At 74.5% G+C, this 16,092-nt stretch carries 11 protein-coding genes; 8 read left to right on the forward strand and 3 right to left on the reverse strand.

All coding sequences use genetic code 11. The features are described from left to right. The first annotated feature begins 15 nt into the window (after nucleotides 1-15). Genes AB0P03_RS26605 through AB0P03_RS26620 form a run of 4 tightly spaced genes read left to right on the forward strand, consistent with a single transcriptional unit; the run spans nucleotide 16 to nucleotide 5,317 of the window. Complete coding sequence (locus AB0P03_RS26605) at nucleotides 16-873, forward strand: TauD/TfdA family dioxygenase (protein ID WP_363631208.1); 858 nt, start codon at nucleotides 16-18, stop codon at nucleotides 871-873. Nucleotides 874-909: 36 nt separating this feature from the next. After that, nucleotides 910-2,259 (forward strand): hypothetical protein, encoded by a 1,350-nt coding sequence (locus AB0P03_RS26610; protein WP_363631210.1) that lies wholly within the window; start codon nucleotides 910-912, stop codon nucleotides 2,257-2,259. Beyond that, nucleotides 2,256-3,578 (forward strand): aminotransferase class I/II-fold pyridoxal phosphate-dependent enzyme, encoded by a 1,323-nt coding sequence (locus AB0P03_RS26615; RefSeq protein WP_363631212.1) that lies wholly within the window; start codon nucleotides 2,256-2,258, stop codon nucleotides 3,576-3,578. The genes AB0P03_RS26610 and AB0P03_RS26615 overlap by 4 nt, the downstream gene beginning before the upstream one ends. Continuing rightward, nucleotides 3,575-5,317, forward strand: coding sequence for an amino acid adenylation domain-containing protein (locus tag AB0P03_RS26620; RefSeq protein WP_363631214.1), 1,743 nt, complete (start codon nucleotides 3,575-3,577; stop codon nucleotides 5,315-5,317). Before AB0P03_RS26615 ends, AB0P03_RS26620 begins: the two co-directional genes overlap by 4 nt. A 12-nt stretch (nucleotides 5,318-5,329) precedes the next feature. Here the strand turns inward: AB0P03_RS26620 and AB0P03_RS26625 are convergent, their stop codons facing one another. After that, a complete protein-coding gene (locus AB0P03_RS26625; protein WP_363631216.1) occupies nucleotides 5,330-6,523 on the reverse strand; it encodes an IS110 family transposase in 1,194 nt (397 codons plus the stop codon). A gap of 229 nt (nucleotides 6,524-6,752) precedes the next feature. Between AB0P03_RS26625 and AB0P03_RS26630 the strand changes: the two genes are divergently transcribed. From AB0P03_RS26630 to AB0P03_RS26645, 4 genes are read left to right on the forward strand one after another with little or no spacing between them, the layout of a single operon-like run. Continuing rightward, nucleotides 6,753-8,939 carry an HAD family hydrolase gene (locus AB0P03_RS26630; protein WP_363631218.1) on the forward strand — a complete coding sequence of 729 codons (2,187 nt, stop codon included), beginning with the start codon at nucleotides 6,753-6,755 and terminating at the stop codon, nucleotides 8,937-8,939. Further along, a complete protein-coding gene (locus AB0P03_RS26635; RefSeq protein WP_363631220.1) occupies nucleotides 8,936-10,861 on the forward strand; it encodes a hypothetical protein in 1,926 nt (641 codons plus the stop codon). The genes AB0P03_RS26630 and AB0P03_RS26635 overlap by 4 nt, the downstream gene beginning before the upstream one ends. A 60-nt stretch (nucleotides 10,862-10,921) precedes the next feature. Then, the gene (locus AB0P03_RS26640; RefSeq protein ID WP_363631222.1) at nucleotides 10,922-11,467 is read left to right on the forward strand and encodes an AAA family ATPase; all 546 of its coding nucleotides are present in this window, start codon (nucleotides 10,922-10,924) and stop codon (nucleotides 11,465-11,467) included. Beyond that, nucleotides 11,464-12,333 carry an aminoglycoside phosphotransferase family protein gene (locus AB0P03_RS26645; protein ID WP_363631224.1) on the forward strand — a complete coding sequence of 290 codons (870 nt, stop codon included), beginning with the start codon at nucleotides 11,464-11,466 and terminating at the stop codon, nucleotides 12,331-12,333. The genes AB0P03_RS26640 and AB0P03_RS26645 overlap by 4 nt, the downstream gene beginning before the upstream one ends. Here AB0P03_RS26645 and AB0P03_RS26650 read toward each other — a convergent pair. Together AB0P03_RS26650 and AB0P03_RS26655 are read right to left on the reverse strand one after the other, a co-directional pair. Beyond that, the gene (locus AB0P03_RS26650; protein WP_363631226.1) at nucleotides 12,330-13,508 is read right to left on the reverse strand and encodes a metallophosphoesterase; all 1,179 of its coding nucleotides are present in this window, start codon (nucleotides 13,506-13,508) and stop codon (nucleotides 12,330-12,332) included. The genes AB0P03_RS26645 and AB0P03_RS26650 overlap by 4 nt on opposite strands. Nucleotides 13,509-13,613: 105 nt before the next feature. Further along, nucleotides 13,614-15,608 (reverse strand): hypothetical protein, encoded by a 1,995-nt coding sequence (locus AB0P03_RS26655; protein ID WP_363631228.1) that lies wholly within the window; start codon nucleotides 15,606-15,608, stop codon nucleotides 13,614-13,616. Nucleotides 15,609-16,092: the final 484 nt, after the last annotated feature.

The raw sequence follows: 16,092 nt of genomic DNA on the forward strand, positions 1-16,092 counted from the left end.
GCCCAGGAGGACCCAATGCCCGCTCCCACCCTGCGCCGGCCCACCGCGACCCCGCAGCTCCCGTCCTTCACCCAGCAGCCGGCCCCCGCCGTCACCGCGGACCACTGGTCCCTGCCCGACCCCGGCACCCGCCGCCAGATCGCCGAGTCCTACGCCGCCAGCGGCTACGCCGTCGTCCACGTCCCCGGCACCGAGGCGACCGAGGCGGACCTGACCCTGCTCGCCGACGCCCTGGGCCTGGGCCGCGCATTCACCCCCGCCCAGTACGCCAGCAGCCCGCACACCAGCGACGGTGTGAGCCGGCTGACCGCCGCCGCCGACCCCACCCACCCGTTCCAGGACCGCGCCGGCCAGAACTTCCACAGCGACGGCACCCTCCAGCACCTCGGCCAGATCGCCACCACGATCATGCTGTGCGCCCGCCCGGCCCACTCCGGCGGCCACACCCTGCTCTTCAACGCGATCGCCGCGTTCGCCGACCTGAAGGCCGCCGACCCCGAGGCCGCCGCCCAACTCACCCACCCCCGCGCGCTGCTGCGCACCTCCACGTTCATCCCGGGCCTGTCCACCGCCGGACCCGCGTTCGGCCACGACCCGGCAGGCCGGCTCATCACCCGCTACAGCCTCACCGCCACCGACACCTACCACCCCAGCACGCCCGAACACCGCGCGGACCTCGAGCGGGCCCTCGCCTACCTGAAGGCGGCCGCCGACCCCGGCCTCGGATACCGCTGCCAGCTCACCCTGGCCGCCGGCCAGGCCCTGGTCCTCGCCAACGACCGCCTCTGCCACGGCCGGACGAGCTTCTCGGACGACCCCGCCGCCCCGCGGCTGCTCCTGCGCGGCCTGTACACCGCACGCCCCGCCGCCTGACCCCTCGACCACCGCCCGCACACCAAGGAGCGCGGCATGACCCACCACACCGTCCCCTCCCCGGCGCCGGCCGCCGGGGACGACCGGCGTCCGAACGGCGCCCGGCTGCTGGACACCGCCCTCGCCGCCGTGGAGCACAGCGAGCGGGCGGCCCGCCGCTCGTTGTGCCTGATCCCCGCCGAGAACACACTGGTGCCGGCCGCCCGGCTGCCCTACCTCGCCGACCTGGCCGCCCGGTACATGTTCGACGACCACCCCGACCCCGCCGAGGCGACCTGGCGCTTTCCCGCCGCCCGCGAGGCGCAGTGGCTGGAGACCGGCCTCGCCGTTCCGCTGCTGCAGCAGCTGCTCGGCGCCGCCCACGTCAACGTGCGCCCACTGTCCGGCCTGCAGGCCATGCAGCTGACCATCGCCGCCCTGCCCCCCGGCGCGACGGTCGCGGTCCTGGCCCCCGAGCAGGGCGGCCACTACGCCACCGCCGGCATCGCCCAGCGGCTCGGCCACCCCGTGGTCACCCTCACCGGACCCGACCCGCACCACCTCGACCCCGCGACCGTCGCCGAGGCGTGCCGGGCCCGCCGCCCGGCGCTGCTGTACGTCGACCAGTGCCACACCCTGCTGCCCTACGACCTCGCCGCGCTGTGCGCCGCGGTGAAGGACGCCAGCCCCGCCACGCTGGTCCACGCGGACATCTCGCACCTGCTCGGACTGGTCATGGGCGGCGCCGTCCAGAACCCGCTCGCGGCCGGCGCCGACAGCCTGTCCGCCTCCACCCACAAGTCCTTCGCCGGACCGCAGAAGGGCATCCTGGCCACCAACAGCGCGGACCTGGCCCAGGCCTGGCGCAGCGTCCAGCCGCAGATCGTCTCCAACCACCACTTCGGCTCGGTGGCCGCCCTCGGCATCGCGCTCGCCGCCTTCGCCGACCGGGCCGACACCTACGCCCGCACCGTGATCGAAACCGCCCGCGCCCTGGGCAAGGAACTCGCCGCCCTCGGCTGGGACGTGGCCGGCGCCGAGTTCGGGCACACCCGCACCCACCAGCTCTGGGTCACCACCGACCCCCGCCTTCCCGCCCGCCGGGCCGCCGAGCGCCTCTACGCGGCGGGGATCCGCGTCAACTGGCTGACCGACCTGCCGCTGCCCGGTCCCGCGCTGCGCCTGGGCCTCGCGGAAGCCGTCTGGCGCGGCCTCGGCCCCGGCAACATGGCGCACGCGGCCCAGCTGATCGACCAGGCCCTCACCCGTGCCCGGCCCGCCGACCGGATCGCCGCCGACGTCGCCGAGCTGTGCGCCGGTGAGCGCTTCCCCTTCGCCGCCCGCCCCGACTCCGCCGCCACCGCCCGGCTGTCCGGCCTGCTGCTGGGAACGGAGGCCGGCCGATGAGCATCCGCCCGTTCCCGGCACCCGCCGACGCCGCGTGCGTGGCCGTCTACCGGGACCTGCGCGAGGGCGTCCCCAAGGACTCGGCGCAGATCGGCTACGGCTACAACCTCTACCCGGCCGCCCCGGCCACCGACCGCCACGTGCAGCAGGTCCTGGCGCGCTGCCAGCGGCAGGGCCGGCTGCACGAGTACGGGACCGCGCACGACGCCGCGGACCGGGCACTGGCGGCCGAGCTGGCCGGCGAGTACCTCGGCGTGCCAGTCGGTGAGGAGCAGGTGATGTTCACCGCCGGTGCCAGCGAGGGGATCGGCCTCGTCGCCCGCTACCTGGCCGCCTGCGACACCGCCATGATCCTGCCCGCCCCGTGCTACTTCGCATTCGAGCAGGCCACCCGCCGCAACCCGGCCGCGATCGCAGGCCGCTACCGCGAGGACGGCACCGTGCACTGGTCCGGCGGCGGCGCCCGGCACACCGCGCTGGTGGAGACCCTGCCCAACGGCGTCACCGGCGACCTCTTCGTCCCGCCCGCCGTCCAGGCCGACTTCCGGCTCCTGGACATCGTGTTCCAGGCCGGCGGCCACGCCCCCGACCCGCACCTGATCACCGACCGGGCCCGAGCCGCGCTGAACGGCACCCTCACCGACACCGCGGTGATGATGACCCCCTCCAAGGACCTGTGCGTGCCAGGACTTCGGGCCGGACTGCTCATCAGCGGCGACACCTCCCTGATCAACGCCGCCCGCGACGACGTCTTCAACCGCGTCGCCTCCCCGAGCCCGCTCGCCGGCCAGCTCGTGCTGCTGTACCTGACGGTCCTGCTGATGGCCGAAGCCGCCCACCACAGCAGCGGGCGCGCCGCCGGGCGCCGCTACGCCTGGCTGCGTGCCGCCTACCGCCGCCACGACGTCGACTGCCCCACCGAACAGACCCTCCAGGTGATCGCCCGGCACCTGGACGCGATGAGCACCCACTTCGAGGAGTCCTTCCACCTGCTCACCGAACACGGCCGCGGCCTGCTGGAGATCCGCGACCACCTCCAGCCGGTGGCCGGCTACTCCCTCCTTCCGGGCCTGACCGCCGACTTGGACGGGCCCGAGGAACTTATCGCCTGGGTCAACCGGGTCGGGCGCGAGCACCGCCTCAAGGTCAACCCCACCCTGCTGTTCGGTGGCACCCGCGACTCCTGGAGCACCCTCTACCCGGGCCGGGCCGCGATCCGGGTCAACCTGTCCGTCCCCCACGACGACCTGCTGCACACCCTCGCGCTGCTGCGCACCGCCCGCCACGGCCTCGCCACCGCCAAGGTGGTGGTGGCATGAGCACCTTGACCGACCTGCTGGCCACCGTGGCCGACCGGGCGCCCGACACGCCGGCCGTACGCGACGGGCACACCACCGTCACCTACCACCGGCTCCACGAGCGGAGCGAGGCACTGGCCCGCGCCCTGACTGCGGCCGGCGCCGCCGGGGCCCCGGTCCTGCTCGCACTGCCGCCCGGTGCGGCATGGGTGAGCGCGCTGCTCGGCTGCTGGCGCGCCGCAGCAGCGGCGGTCCCGCTCTCCCCCACCCACCCGCCCGCCCGGCTGGCCCGGCTCGCCGAGGGGGTGCGCGCCACCATCGCGATCACCCCCGGCGGCCGACCGCCGGACTGGGCACCCGCCGTCACCGCGATCGGGGCCGAACCCGTTCCCGTTCCCGATGCCGGGCCCGGCGGGCCGCCGCCGGCTGTGGCGGACACCGCGACAGGGTGCCTGTTCCACACCTCCGGCACCACCGGCATCCCCAAGCCCGTGATCGTGAGCCACCGCGCGCTCGCCGACCGCGCCCACGGCATGCCGAACGTCGCGGGCATCACGTCCGGCGAACGGATCGCCCAGCTCACCAGCCCCGCCTTCGACGCGATCCTGTGGGAGGTGCTGTGCGCGCTGGCCACCGGCGCCACCCTCCACATCGCCCCGCCCGAGGCCCGCGTTCCGGGCCCGGCGCTGACCCGCTTCCTCGCCCAGGAGCGGATCACCGCGCTGACGTGCACCCCCAGCCAGCTCGCCGCCACCCCCGCGGCCCCGATGCCCGACCTGCGCCTGGTCGTCCTCGGCGGCGAGGCCCTCCACCCGGCCCCGCTCGCCGCCTGGTTCACCCCGGGCCGCCGCCTGGCCAACGCCTACGGCCCCACCGAGACCACCGTCGAGGCGCTCTTCGCCCCCGACATCCAGCCCGGCCAGGAGCCGGTGCCGATCGGCCGACCGCTTCCCGGCGTCCACGCCCTCGTCCTGGACGCCGACCGGCGCCCCGTCCCGGACAGTGAGGCGGGCGAGCTCCACCTGGCCGGCACCGGCCTGACGGGCGGATACCTGCACCGGCCCCAGGAGAGCGCCGCCGCCTACCTCACCCTCACCCACCCCGACACCGGCCGGCCGGTGCGGGCCTACCGCACCGGCGACCTGGTGCGCCGCCTGCCCGACGGCCAGTACACCTTCTGCGGCCGCACCGACGCCCAGCTCAACCTCCACGGCGTGCGCCTGGAGCCCGACGAGATCGAGGCCTGCGCCACTCGCCTTGCGGGCGTGCGGGCCGCGGCCGCCCAGCTCGACCCGGCCGGCGAGCGACTGGTCCTGTTCGCCGAGACCACCCACCAGGTCACCCCCGAGGCGCTGCGCCGCCACCTGGCCGCCCACCTGCCGCCCGCCGCCGTGCCGGCCCTCATCACCTGCCGCCCCGCGCTGCCGCGCACCGCCACCGGCAAGCTCGACCGCCGGGCCCTGGCCACCGGCGCGCCCACGGAACGGGCCGACCCCAAAAAGTCCGGCACGGTCCTGCCCGAGCCGCTCGCCTCCTGGTGGCACGAGGCCTGCGGCACCCCCGCCCACCAGGAGGACAGCTTCTACGCGGCCGGCGGCGACTCCCTGCGCGCCCTGCACCTGCTGGCCCGCCTGAACGAGCACTACGACACCAACCTGTCGATCGGCGACTTCACCGCCGACCCGACCGCCACGCACCTGCTGCGCACCGTCACCGAACCGGGGAGGATTCCCAATGCTGTTGTCAAGCGTGATGGGTAAGGCATGAGCGCGTCACGCCGCCTTGGCGATGGGCGGTACGAGCTCGAACAGGCGACGGTCACGGATCAGGGCCCACAGGACGTTGATCCGTCGGCGGGCGAGGGCGATGACGGCCTGGGTGTGGCGCTTGCCTTCACCGCGCTTGCGGTCATAGAAGGCCCTGGACTCCGGGTGGCGCTGGATGCTGATCAGCGCGGACTGGTAGAAGACGCGCTGGAGCCCGCGGTGGTAGCGCTTGGGGCGGTGGAGGTTGCCACTGACGCGGCCGGAGTCGCGTGGGGCTGGTGCGAACCCGGAGAAGCCGGCCAACCGGTCCGGAGAGCCGAAGAGGTTCATGTCGCCGCCGGTGGCCGCGAGGAACTCGGCTCCGAGGGTCGGGCCGATCCCCGGCATGCTGGTGATCACTTCGGCGAGCTCGTGCTCGGCGAAGCGGCCCGCGATGAGTTTGTCGGTCTCGGCGATCCGCTCGTTGAGGGTGGCGATTTCGCGCGCGAGGGTGCCGACGAGCTGGGCGGCAAGGCTCTCGCCGGGCACGGTGGTGTGCTGGCGCTCGGCGGCCTCGACAGCAGCCTGGGCCAGGGCAGCGGCTCCGCGGACCTTGCGGTTTCGCAGCCACGTTTCCAGGCGGCTACGGTCCAGGCGTCGGATGGCGGCGGCGGTCTGGTAGCCGGTCAGAAGGACGAGCGGTCCCGCGTTACCAAGGTCCAGCGCCCGTTCCAGGGAGGGAAAGAAGCCGGTGAGCTGGCCACGCAGACGGTTGATGGCCCGGGTGCGGTCACAGACCAGGTCCGTGCGGCGGGCGGTGAGGAGTTTCAGCTCCGCGCTGATGTCGTCGGCCGGCCGTACCGGGTTCAGATCGCGTCGCATGCGGGCCTGGTCGGCGATGATCGCGGCGTCGCGGGCGTCGGTCTTGCCCTCACCCCGGTAGGCGCCGGAGGCCCGGTTGACGGTGCGTCCGGAGATGTAGAGCACGTGCTGGCCGTGGGCGAGCAGCAGGCTGATCGCCAGCGCTGCTCCGCCGTCGGCGAGGTCGACCGCCCAGGTCACCTCGTCGCCCAGGGCGAGGACATCACCCAAAAGTTGAAGCAGTTCGACCTCGTCGTTGGCCACGCGCCGGGAGAGCAGCTTGCTGCCCTCGGAGTCGATCACCACGCAGTGGTGATGGCCCTTACCGGCGTCGATCCCGGCCCATATCCGGCGCTGCATTGCTCTCCCGCTCGTCGTCGTTTCCTGTCCCACAGACGACCTCGCCGGCATGTCCCTACACAGCGATCTTGTCGCACTTCCCAATTGGCGGCCGAGTCGTCGTGGGGTGTCGGGCGGCCAATCCTCCGGAGCCATGAAGCGGCAAACCCGTGAAAGCCACACCCGACACCCCTGGGCGAGCCAACCCTACGAACGGCTCGCTCAACCCGATCAAGAAGGGAGGGAACCCGTGAACACCACCACCAGCGGCAACGCGGGCCCGCAGATCCGTGGACTGCTCGTGGACCTGGACGGCGTGGTGCGCCTGTGGCACCGGGCCGGCGCGCGAGCGGCGGAGGCCGAACTCTCACTGCCCGACCGCCACCTGAGCCGGTACACCACCAACCGGTTCAGCGACGCCGCCCACGCCGGGGCACTCACCTGGGAGCAGTGGACCGACGGGGTGCGCGAGCGCCTGGCCGCCGACCTGGGACCCGAGGCCGCCGAGCGGGCCACCGCTCTGTGGACGGCCGACCGCGGACAGGTCAACCAGGAGATGGCCGCCCTGCTGCGCCGGGCCCGGACCGCCGGCCTGAGCGTCGCGCTGCTCACCAACAACACCACGGTCCTGGACCGCGACCTCGCCCACCACGGGATCGACGGCCTGTTCGACCACGTGCTCAACTCGGCCGCGACCGGGCTGGCCAAGCCGTCCCGGCTCGCGTTCGAGGACGCCCTCGCGCACATGGGCCTGGCCCCCGGCGAGGTCGCCTTCACCGACGACTCCGACCTCAACACCGCCGCCGCGGCCGCGCTGGGCCTGCACGCCCACCACTTCCGCCAGCCCGGCGGCGCCGCCGCCTTCGAGGCGTACCTCGCCGCCCTGGGAGTCACCCTGCCGCCCGAACCCGCCCGCGTCCCGCTCCCGACCGAGCCGGGCACCGGCGCCCCGCCCGGGCACGGCGACCACGACCGGCACCGCTCGGTCCACGTCCGCTACCTGGCCACCGGCCTGAGCGCCGAGCACGCCGCCAGGCACCTGCCCACCGCCGCATGGGCACAGCCCCTCGGCGAACACACCCTCGCCACCGGCAGCAGCACCGGAGCGGTGACCGTGTGGCGCCTCACACCGGCCGGCACGCACGTGCGGCACGCGGCCGGACACCCGGACGCCTGGATGCCGCAGCCCGTCCCAGGCGGCGCCGAGTACCTGCCGCCGTGGACCACGGCCACCCGCGCCCAGGCCCGCCCGCACGCCGAGGCGCTCCTCACCGAGGCGGCCCTCGCCCTGACCCAGCTCGCCGATTCCCACCGCGCCGGCGACCGGCTCGGCGCCGCCCTCCACCTCCAGGCGGCCCGCCACGCGCTCACCCGCGCGGCAGTGCTCCTCGCCCGCCGCCAGGCCCGGCCCTGGCCGGACGCCATCGGCTCCCGCTACCTCACCCCCGCCGTCGCCCAGCACCTCGCCACCAGCCTCGCCGCCGACCCCACCACCCCTACCGGCCTTGCCACCTCCCTCCGCCCACTCCTGGAGATCCTGGCCGCCGTGCGCCACGACGCCGACCTGGTGCTGACCGCCGGCCTCGCCTGGCCCTGGCAGGACCTCGCCCGCGCGCTCGGCCCCGTCCTGGGCGACGACATCCGGCTGCACCCGGCCACCGACACCCCCAGCCTCTACGGCGCGGCACTGGCCGCGACCTACGACGAGCACCGCCCCGTCGGCCCGCACCTCGCCGCAGCCCTGCGCGCCTTCGCCACCCGGACCCTCACCGGCCTCCAGGTCGTCGAGCTCGGCGCCGGGACCGGCCGCATCACCGCCCACCTCGCCCACACCGCGGCCGGCTACACCGCCACCGAGCCGTCCGCGGCCATGGCCCAGCACCTGAGTGCCCTCCGCCTGCCCGCGGTACGGGTGCTCCTCGCCGACGCCCTCGCTCTGCCGCTGGCCGACAGCTCGGCCGACGTGGTCGTCGAGCACGAGGTGCTCCTTTTCGCCGCCGACCCGCTCGCCGCCGCCGACCAGGCGCTGCGGATCCTGCGCCCCGGCGGGCAACTGGTGCGCCTGCTCCTGCACTCCAGCGGCCAGGACCCGGCCGCCGACCTCGACGCGGCCTACCGCCGGGCCGCCTTCACCGACGGCCCGGCTCCGCTGATCACCGGCAAGGGCACCGACCACCTGATCACCCGCCACCTCGCCGACCGCGGCCTGGCCACCGCCGAAACCGTCCTGGCCCAGTACACCGAGACCCGCACCCCGCACCAGGCCCTGAACGCGCTCGCCGCCCGCGCCTGGCCCTACCAGCACCAGGCCAGCGAGGCCCAGCACGAAGCCGGCATGGCCGCCGCCCACCGACGCGCCCGCACCCTGCCCACCATCGGCCGGCCGGTGCGCATGGTGCTGCGCGCCCTGACCACCACCGCCGAGGGGACGCGATGACCAGCACGACGCCAGCCCTGCCCGACGGCTACGCCTGGGCCCACGGGCTCGACCACGCCCACCAGCTCCTCGCCGACCGCACCGTTGCGCTGCTGGCCACCGGCGACCGGGACCGCGACCAGCGCATCGCCGACGCCCTGGCCCGCTACGGGCCGCCGACCGGGCCGCTGCCCCGCCCGGCCGGCGCCTGCGCCCGCGTCGTCTCCATCGGAGGATCGGCGCAGCACCGGCTCGGCGCGCTCGCCGCTGCCGCGCTCGGCCGCCCCCACCACCCCTACCCCGACCTGGAGGCCGCGCTCGCCGACCCCGGACCGGCTGGCGGCTCCGTCCTGCTCACCGCCGCCGCCCCGGACCTGACGCTCGCCCAACTCCTGCCCGCCCACAACACCTGGACCGGACGCGGCACCCGGCTCGGCCTGCTGACCGGCCGCGACCTGGCCGCCGCCGTCTTCCTCCTCGCCAAGATCCTCGCCACCCCCAGCACACCGGGCGGTCCCAGCGCCCTGATCGACGGCACCACCGGCCGCTCCCGCCACCTCGGCGACCCGAACGGACCCAAGCTCACCACCAGCGCCGCACTCACCGGCTCCTGGCGCACACTGTTGGTCGACGCCCACGGCTCCGCCGCCCACGCCAACCTCGGCACCGCCGTGCTGTGCGGGCTGCCCGGCCCCACCGAGCGCACCCTCGACGGCCAGGCAATCCCCGGCGGCTGTACCACCACCGGCTGCAAGACCGACGCCACCGGCCGGCTGACGATCCACCACCCCCACGACCTCGAGGCCAGCGTGCTGGGCCTGTGGGTGTGCAACGCCATCACCCTCGGACCGACCGAGCAGTTCCCCTCCACCGTCAACCTGGCCCTGGACGCTGTCGACGGCCATCCCGCCGCCGTCCTCGGCCTGGTGCGCGGCGACGCCGACACCACCGGCGGCGACCCGGCCGCGGCCGCCGAACTCCTGCACACCGGCGCGGACCTCGGAACCGTGGTCGCCGACCAGAACCGACGCGCCGCCGAACGCGGCCTCGCCGGCGGCGCCGCGGTCCTCCTCGGCGACCCCGACCACCGCCCGCACCCGGTCCGAAGCGACCGTCCCGCCCCGCCCGCACCCCGCACCATCCACCCGCGGCCCCGCACCGCCCCCGCGCCCGACCACGACGCGGCTCTGCGCGCCTGGGCCCTGCGCACCAATGAGGCCAACCTGTTCGAGACCGCGCTGCGCGACAGCATCACCCACCGGCCCGACCCCGACCTCGCCCGCTGCCTCGACGACATCCAGGCCCCCCGCGAGCAGGCCCAGACCCTCCTGCGCCGCGCAGCCGCCGGCGGAAACCTGGACCTGCCGCACCTGGAGCAGCTCGCCCGGCAGTGGGCCGGGCACACCCTGTCCATCCTCACCCGCACCCGCGGCGGCGCCTTCAGCCGCCAGCTCACCGCACTGCGCGCCCACCACCGGCTCCAGCACACCGCCGCCGCCACCCCGTGCCCGCACTGCGGCGCCCCGCGCCGGGCCGAGCACCTCACGAGCCCGCTCGGCCCGGCCGACCGGATCACGGCGGCCTGCCCGCGCTGCGGACCCGCCGAGAGCCGCCCCCACCACCAGACCGCGTTCCACGTCGACGCCCCCACCACCATCCACCCCGGCCGACCGTTCACCCTCACCCTCACCACAGGCCCCGACCAAGGTCTGGTGGCGGTCCACCTTCGCCCCCGGGCCACCCGCCTGGGCACCTACGCCCACACCACAAGCACCCTCGACCACCACCCGCCGACCCTCACCCTCCGGCCCCCGATCGGCCTGCTCCCCGAACTCGACCGGCTCTGGATCATCCACGCCGACCGGTTCCGCCTGGCCCTCTACCAGCAACGTGTGCCCGTCCTGCCCGCACAGTGCCACCCTGGCAGCAGCACAGCGCCGTAACCCCCGGCCGTCTCATGCGGTTGGCCCAACACCCACCCACGCACTCAGGAGGATCAACCAGTGATCGTCTGGATCAACGGACCGTTCGGCGGCGGCAAGACCACCCTGACCGGCGCCCTGCTGGAAGCCCTGCCCGGCGCGGTCGCCTTCGACCCGGAGAAGGTTGGCTACGTCCTGCGCGAGACGTTCCCCGGCAAGCGCCGGGACTTCCAGGACTACCCTGCCTGGCGCCCGCTGGTCGCCCAGTTCGCGATCCACAGCCACGCCGAGAACGAGGGCCTACCCCTGCTGGTCCCGATGTCCGTGCTGCGCCAGGACTACGCCACCGAGATCCACACCGCGATCCGCGACACCGGCGTCCCCCTGCACCACCTGCTGCTCCACGCCGCCCCGGCCACCATCGCCGACCGCATCGAGGCCAGCATGGAGTACCCGGGCGAGGAGGAGCGCAGCGAGAAGGTCCGCGCCTTCCGCCGCAAGAAGGTCGACGCCTACACCCAGTCCTACGAGCAGTGGCTCGCCGACGACGCGCACGTCATCGACACCACCCACCTCACCCCCGGCGAGGTCGCGGAGCAGGCACTCAAGATCATCAGTCAGCCGTGACCACCCTGCCCGCGGCGACAGCCCGCCTGGCCGGGCCGGCCGAGGTCGTCTCCGACCTCGGCTGGCCCGGCACCACCGCCACCGTCCTGCTGCTGCGCCGCCCCAGCGGCCAGCACCTCGTCCTCAAGGGCAACAGCAGCGCCGACTGCTACGCCCGGGAACTCCACGCCCTGCGCACCTGGGCCCCCGCCCTCGACGGCGCCGCCCCGCAGCTCGTGGACGCCGACGAGGACCACGGGCTCCTGCTCATGACCGCCCTGCCCGGCACCCCGTTCGACGAGGCCGGCCTCACCCCCGACCAGACGCGGGAGGCATACTGGCAGGCCGGGGCCCTGCTACGCCGCCTCCACCAGGCCGGCCCGGCCGGCACCCTCGCCACCTTCGGCGTCGACCGGGCCGCCTACCTGCACACGCAGCTCTCCGGGGCCACCGACCCGCTCACCAGAGAGGAACTCGCCTTCGCCCTGGCCGCCCTCGACCAACTGCGCGCGCTCCCGCCCCAGCCCTCCCAGCCCTCCCACCTCGACCTCACCGCCCGCAACCTCCTCGCCCACACCGACGAAACCGGCGCGCTGCGCGTCGGTCTGATCGACTTCGAGACCAGCCGCTACGAGGCCGCCGGACGCGACTTCCTGCGCGTCACCCAGCGGACCCTGCGCACCAGGGCGGACCTCGCCGACGCGTTCTACCGCGGGTACGGGCGCGCCCCGACCGCGCCCGAACGGCACCTCATGCACTGGTGCGGCATCGGCGATGCGGCCGCGATCGCCGTCAGCGCCAAGGCCTCCGGTCACGAGGAGTTCTCCCGGGAGGCCCACGCCCACCTGCGGGCCGCCATGGACCTGCCCGGCCCACCCCTGATCTAGGACCGCAGGACGCGGCCGACCACCTCGGTGAAGCCGAGCCCGGCCGGCTGGCCCTCCACCCCCAGACGAGTCGCCAGGTAGTCCGTCACCACGACGCCCCCGGTCTGGGAGCCGGCCGGGGCCGCGACCGCCGCCGAGGGTGTGGCGGCGACCGCCCGCTCCATCAGCAGCCGGACTCCCACCGGGTCGGCGTCGACCAGCAGCAGCTCGTTGCCGTAGGGCGCGAGATGCACCACGTCGTGCAGCCGCAGCACCGGCCCCAGCTCGACCGGCCGGAACGCGCTCTCGTTCACCGCTACCGCCGCACCGCTCACCGCGGCGACCGCCTCCGCGACGGCCTGGGCAACCACCGGGGCCTCCAGCGGACGGCTCAGCCATCGGCCATCGACCGGCCCGAGCGGAGCCTGGAGCCGCTGCAGCACGGCCGCCGCATCGTCCAGCAGCGGCGCCACCTCGTCCGGCACCTCACCGCTCTGCGGCGGGAAGACGCACGACTCGGCGTCCCAACCGTCCCCGGTCCACACCGCGCGGGCGAATCCGCGCCCCCGCTCCGGCCCCTTCACCACCACGGCCCGCCCGGCCCGCTCGGGCCCGTAGGAGGCGCTGTGGCAATGCCCGGCGAACACCACATCCAGGAACGGAAGCTGCTCGGTGAGCTCCAGATCCGCGGCGAAGCCGCTGTGGCTGAGCAGAATCCAGGAGTCCACCTGCCCCTGGTACTCCTCGTGCACGCGGCGCAGCGCCTGCGCCGGATCGCACCAGCGGTGACCGGCCCGCTGCGCATTCGGCACCGACGCGAACGCGCGCTCGCCGATGACCCCCGTCACCCCGACCCTGCGCCCGGCCACCACCGCGACGTGGACGGGACGGAACAGCAGATCGCCACTCGTCAAACGGACATTCGCGCACACCGTCAGCCCGCGCAGCGGTTCGACGAGATGGTGGTCGTATCCGTGGTTCCCGACGGCGAGCACGTCGTAGAGGGCGGTGAGAGTGCGGCGTTCGACGTCGCCGGCCGTGACGGCATAGGCCGGGCCGTGAAAGAAGTCACCGCAGTCGACCACCAACGACGCCGAGCGGGAACGGTGCAGGTGTGGAACCGCGGAGAAGAAGGCCCCCAGCGCCGAGTGCACATCCGTGGTCGCGATCACCGCGTCGAGTTCCGAACTTCGCATGTTGTGGTTTTCTCTCTGGACGGTTGACCGAATGCGTGCGCGCTGGAGACACACTCCCCGAGCTCCGGGCAGCCCTGGACCAGCTCAGCACCGCCCGTATCGGACCTATCCGGGGCCGGCCGGGGGGTCGGGCGCACCGTCCGGTGTGATCCGGCTGTCCGTGAGGTCGTAGACGTGGCGGTCCGGTCGCGGTGGCAGGTCGGGTCGTACGTCGGCGCGGCGGATCCATCGGCGCTCTCGTGTGTAGGTCTCACCCTCGACGGCGCCGTCCTTGTAGACGGGGCCGACCTTGCGGCCAGCGCCGTCGCGGATGCCGATCCGCACGCCGGGCTTCCAGTAGGCGCGGCGGGTGCCGGAGTGGCTCAGCGGCGTGCCGGTGCCGTCGGAGGGCTGGGACGTGGTGGGCTCGGCCGGCGGTGGCGTGTAGTCCAGGACGCGCATGCGGTGCAGGGCGCCGGCCCTGACGGCCGGGTCCCTGGCCAGGCGCTTGAGCTGGTTCGCGGAGTCCGGCTTGCCGGAGGTGCCGCGGGCAGGCGGCTCGGGCGCGTTCAGCCAGGCGGCGAAGCCCAGTTGGGCGGCGTAGGAGTAGAGGAGCCGGCCGGCGGGGTGGCTGCCGTAGGCGGCAGGCTGCAGGTACCAGCGGCGGGTGCCGCGGTCGTCGACGTCGGTGACCAGGACCAGGCCCATGCTCGTGTCGACGGTGTGGTCGGGGTGCGCGGCGAGCACCGCGCCGAGCACGGCCTGTTCGCGGCCCAGCACCACCCCGTGGGCGGTCATGACCTCCAGCTCGTCGTCGTCGGCGCTGATCGCCCGAACCGGCACCGGCTCGTGGAGGAGCAGATTCCACGGCCCTGGCAGGCGCAGCGCCCGGAGGGTGCCGGCGTCGGGCTCGGCGGTGGTGGCGACGTCGAGGGCGAGGCTCGCGGGGACGAAGTGCGCGTGGTCGATGGCGAGGTAGGCCGCAGTGGTGGCCAGCGCCGCAACGCGGTGGGCCAGGCGGGCGGCGGGACTGCGCCGGCGGTCGGGCTGGAAGGCAGCGGGAGGAACGAGACCGGAGCGGAGCGCGCTGAGGTGGGTGGGCACGAGGCCCCGCAGGTCAGGCGGGAGACGGTCGGGGCAGACGCGGGCGAAGCGGCGGTCCCACTCCCAGTCGCTCTCACGGGTGCCGAGCATCAGGGTGGCCAGGCTGAGGCCGGGCCCGTCTCCGGTCTCCGGGATGTGGAGCTGCGCGCGCTGGTCGCCGGGCAAATCGGACCAGTTGAGTCCGTACCGGGTGGCCAGGAGGGCGGCTGCGCCGCTGTCGGCCATGACCCGCTCGGTCCAGCTCCGCAGGCCCACCTCCAGGTCGAAGCCGGAGCAGTCCGGGCCGTACCAGAACTGCTGCCAGGCCGGGCCGCTGGTGACCAGCCCTACCGCTGTCAGGTCGGCGTCGCCCAAGGCGCGGGATCCGTCCGAAGCGTCGAGGGTGGAGTGGAGCTGACTGCGCATGGCCGCGGCGATGTCGGGCGCGACGGCGCGCAGCAGGGCCGGGTCGATGTCCGGGTTGAAGAGCAGGATCAACTCACCGCGGTCCTCACCGTCCTCGAGGACGGCGTGGTCGGCCACTAGGAGCACCGTGTCGGCCGGGATGCCGTCCTCGGCGCTGACCGTCACCCGCCACCCGGTACGCGTGGCGCCGGCTGCGGCGAGCGCGGCCGCGGCGACGTCCGCGCAGGGGCCGGGGGCGAGCGCGGAGACGAGAGCGGCGTCGCTGTGTCGAGCGACGGAGATCAGCAACTTGCCGTCGCGCACGGCCATGGCGAGGTGGACGCCCGGATCGTCCTGGACGAGGGGATGGGAGGCCGCCTCGACTCGGGTCCACATCCCCGGCTCGATGATGCGTGCGCGTCCGTCGGGGGTGTGGCTGATGGCGTCCGGGTCGATCATCGCCGCGTTGACCAGTGCCTCGATTGACTGCGCCGGGGTCTGGCATCCCGGGCAGGTCACCGTTCCGAGGACGCCTTTGTCGAAGTCCCCGTTCCACTCGGACTGGTCGCTCGCCGCAGCGTGGCTGCGCCCGCAGCCTGAGCATCGGAGGGGGGCGGTGATCGGGGCAGACATGGCGTCATCGTGCCCGATCCGGAGGGTGGTTCGGGCCTCTTTGCCCGAGACGGGTGAGGATGAAGTCGCGGACTTGACGGCCGTGTCCGTCAGGGGCTCTCCGCGGGTGGCTGGCGGGCACTGATCCGCAGGCTCGGGCTGGCCTGCGCCGGAGGAATCTCCCCCTGGGAGCGTGGGCTGTCCCGGGGCGGCTCGGGGTCGGCTACCGGTTGGTCTGTGGGCGGTCCCGCTTGCGGGGGCTGTGGGTGTCGCAGGGGTTGCCGTTGCGGGTGGTGCAGCCGCTCCCGGGCTGGGCTTCGCAGCGAGGGCAGGGGCGCTGGAGGGCGCGCAGGTTCTCCGCGGCGCGTCGCAGCCGCGCTCCACGCCGCGGACCAGGCCCTGGACCACCTGGCGGATACCAACAGCGAACGATCGATCCAGGCACTGCGGGACCTCGACCGCCGCCTCACCCCGTTCGCGACCGTCCCCGCCGTCAGGGAGTTCC

Source organism: Kitasatospora sp. NPDC088779, assembly GCF_040685395.1.
GTDB lineage: Bacteria > Actinomycetota > Actinomycetes > Streptomycetales > Streptomycetaceae > Kitasatospora.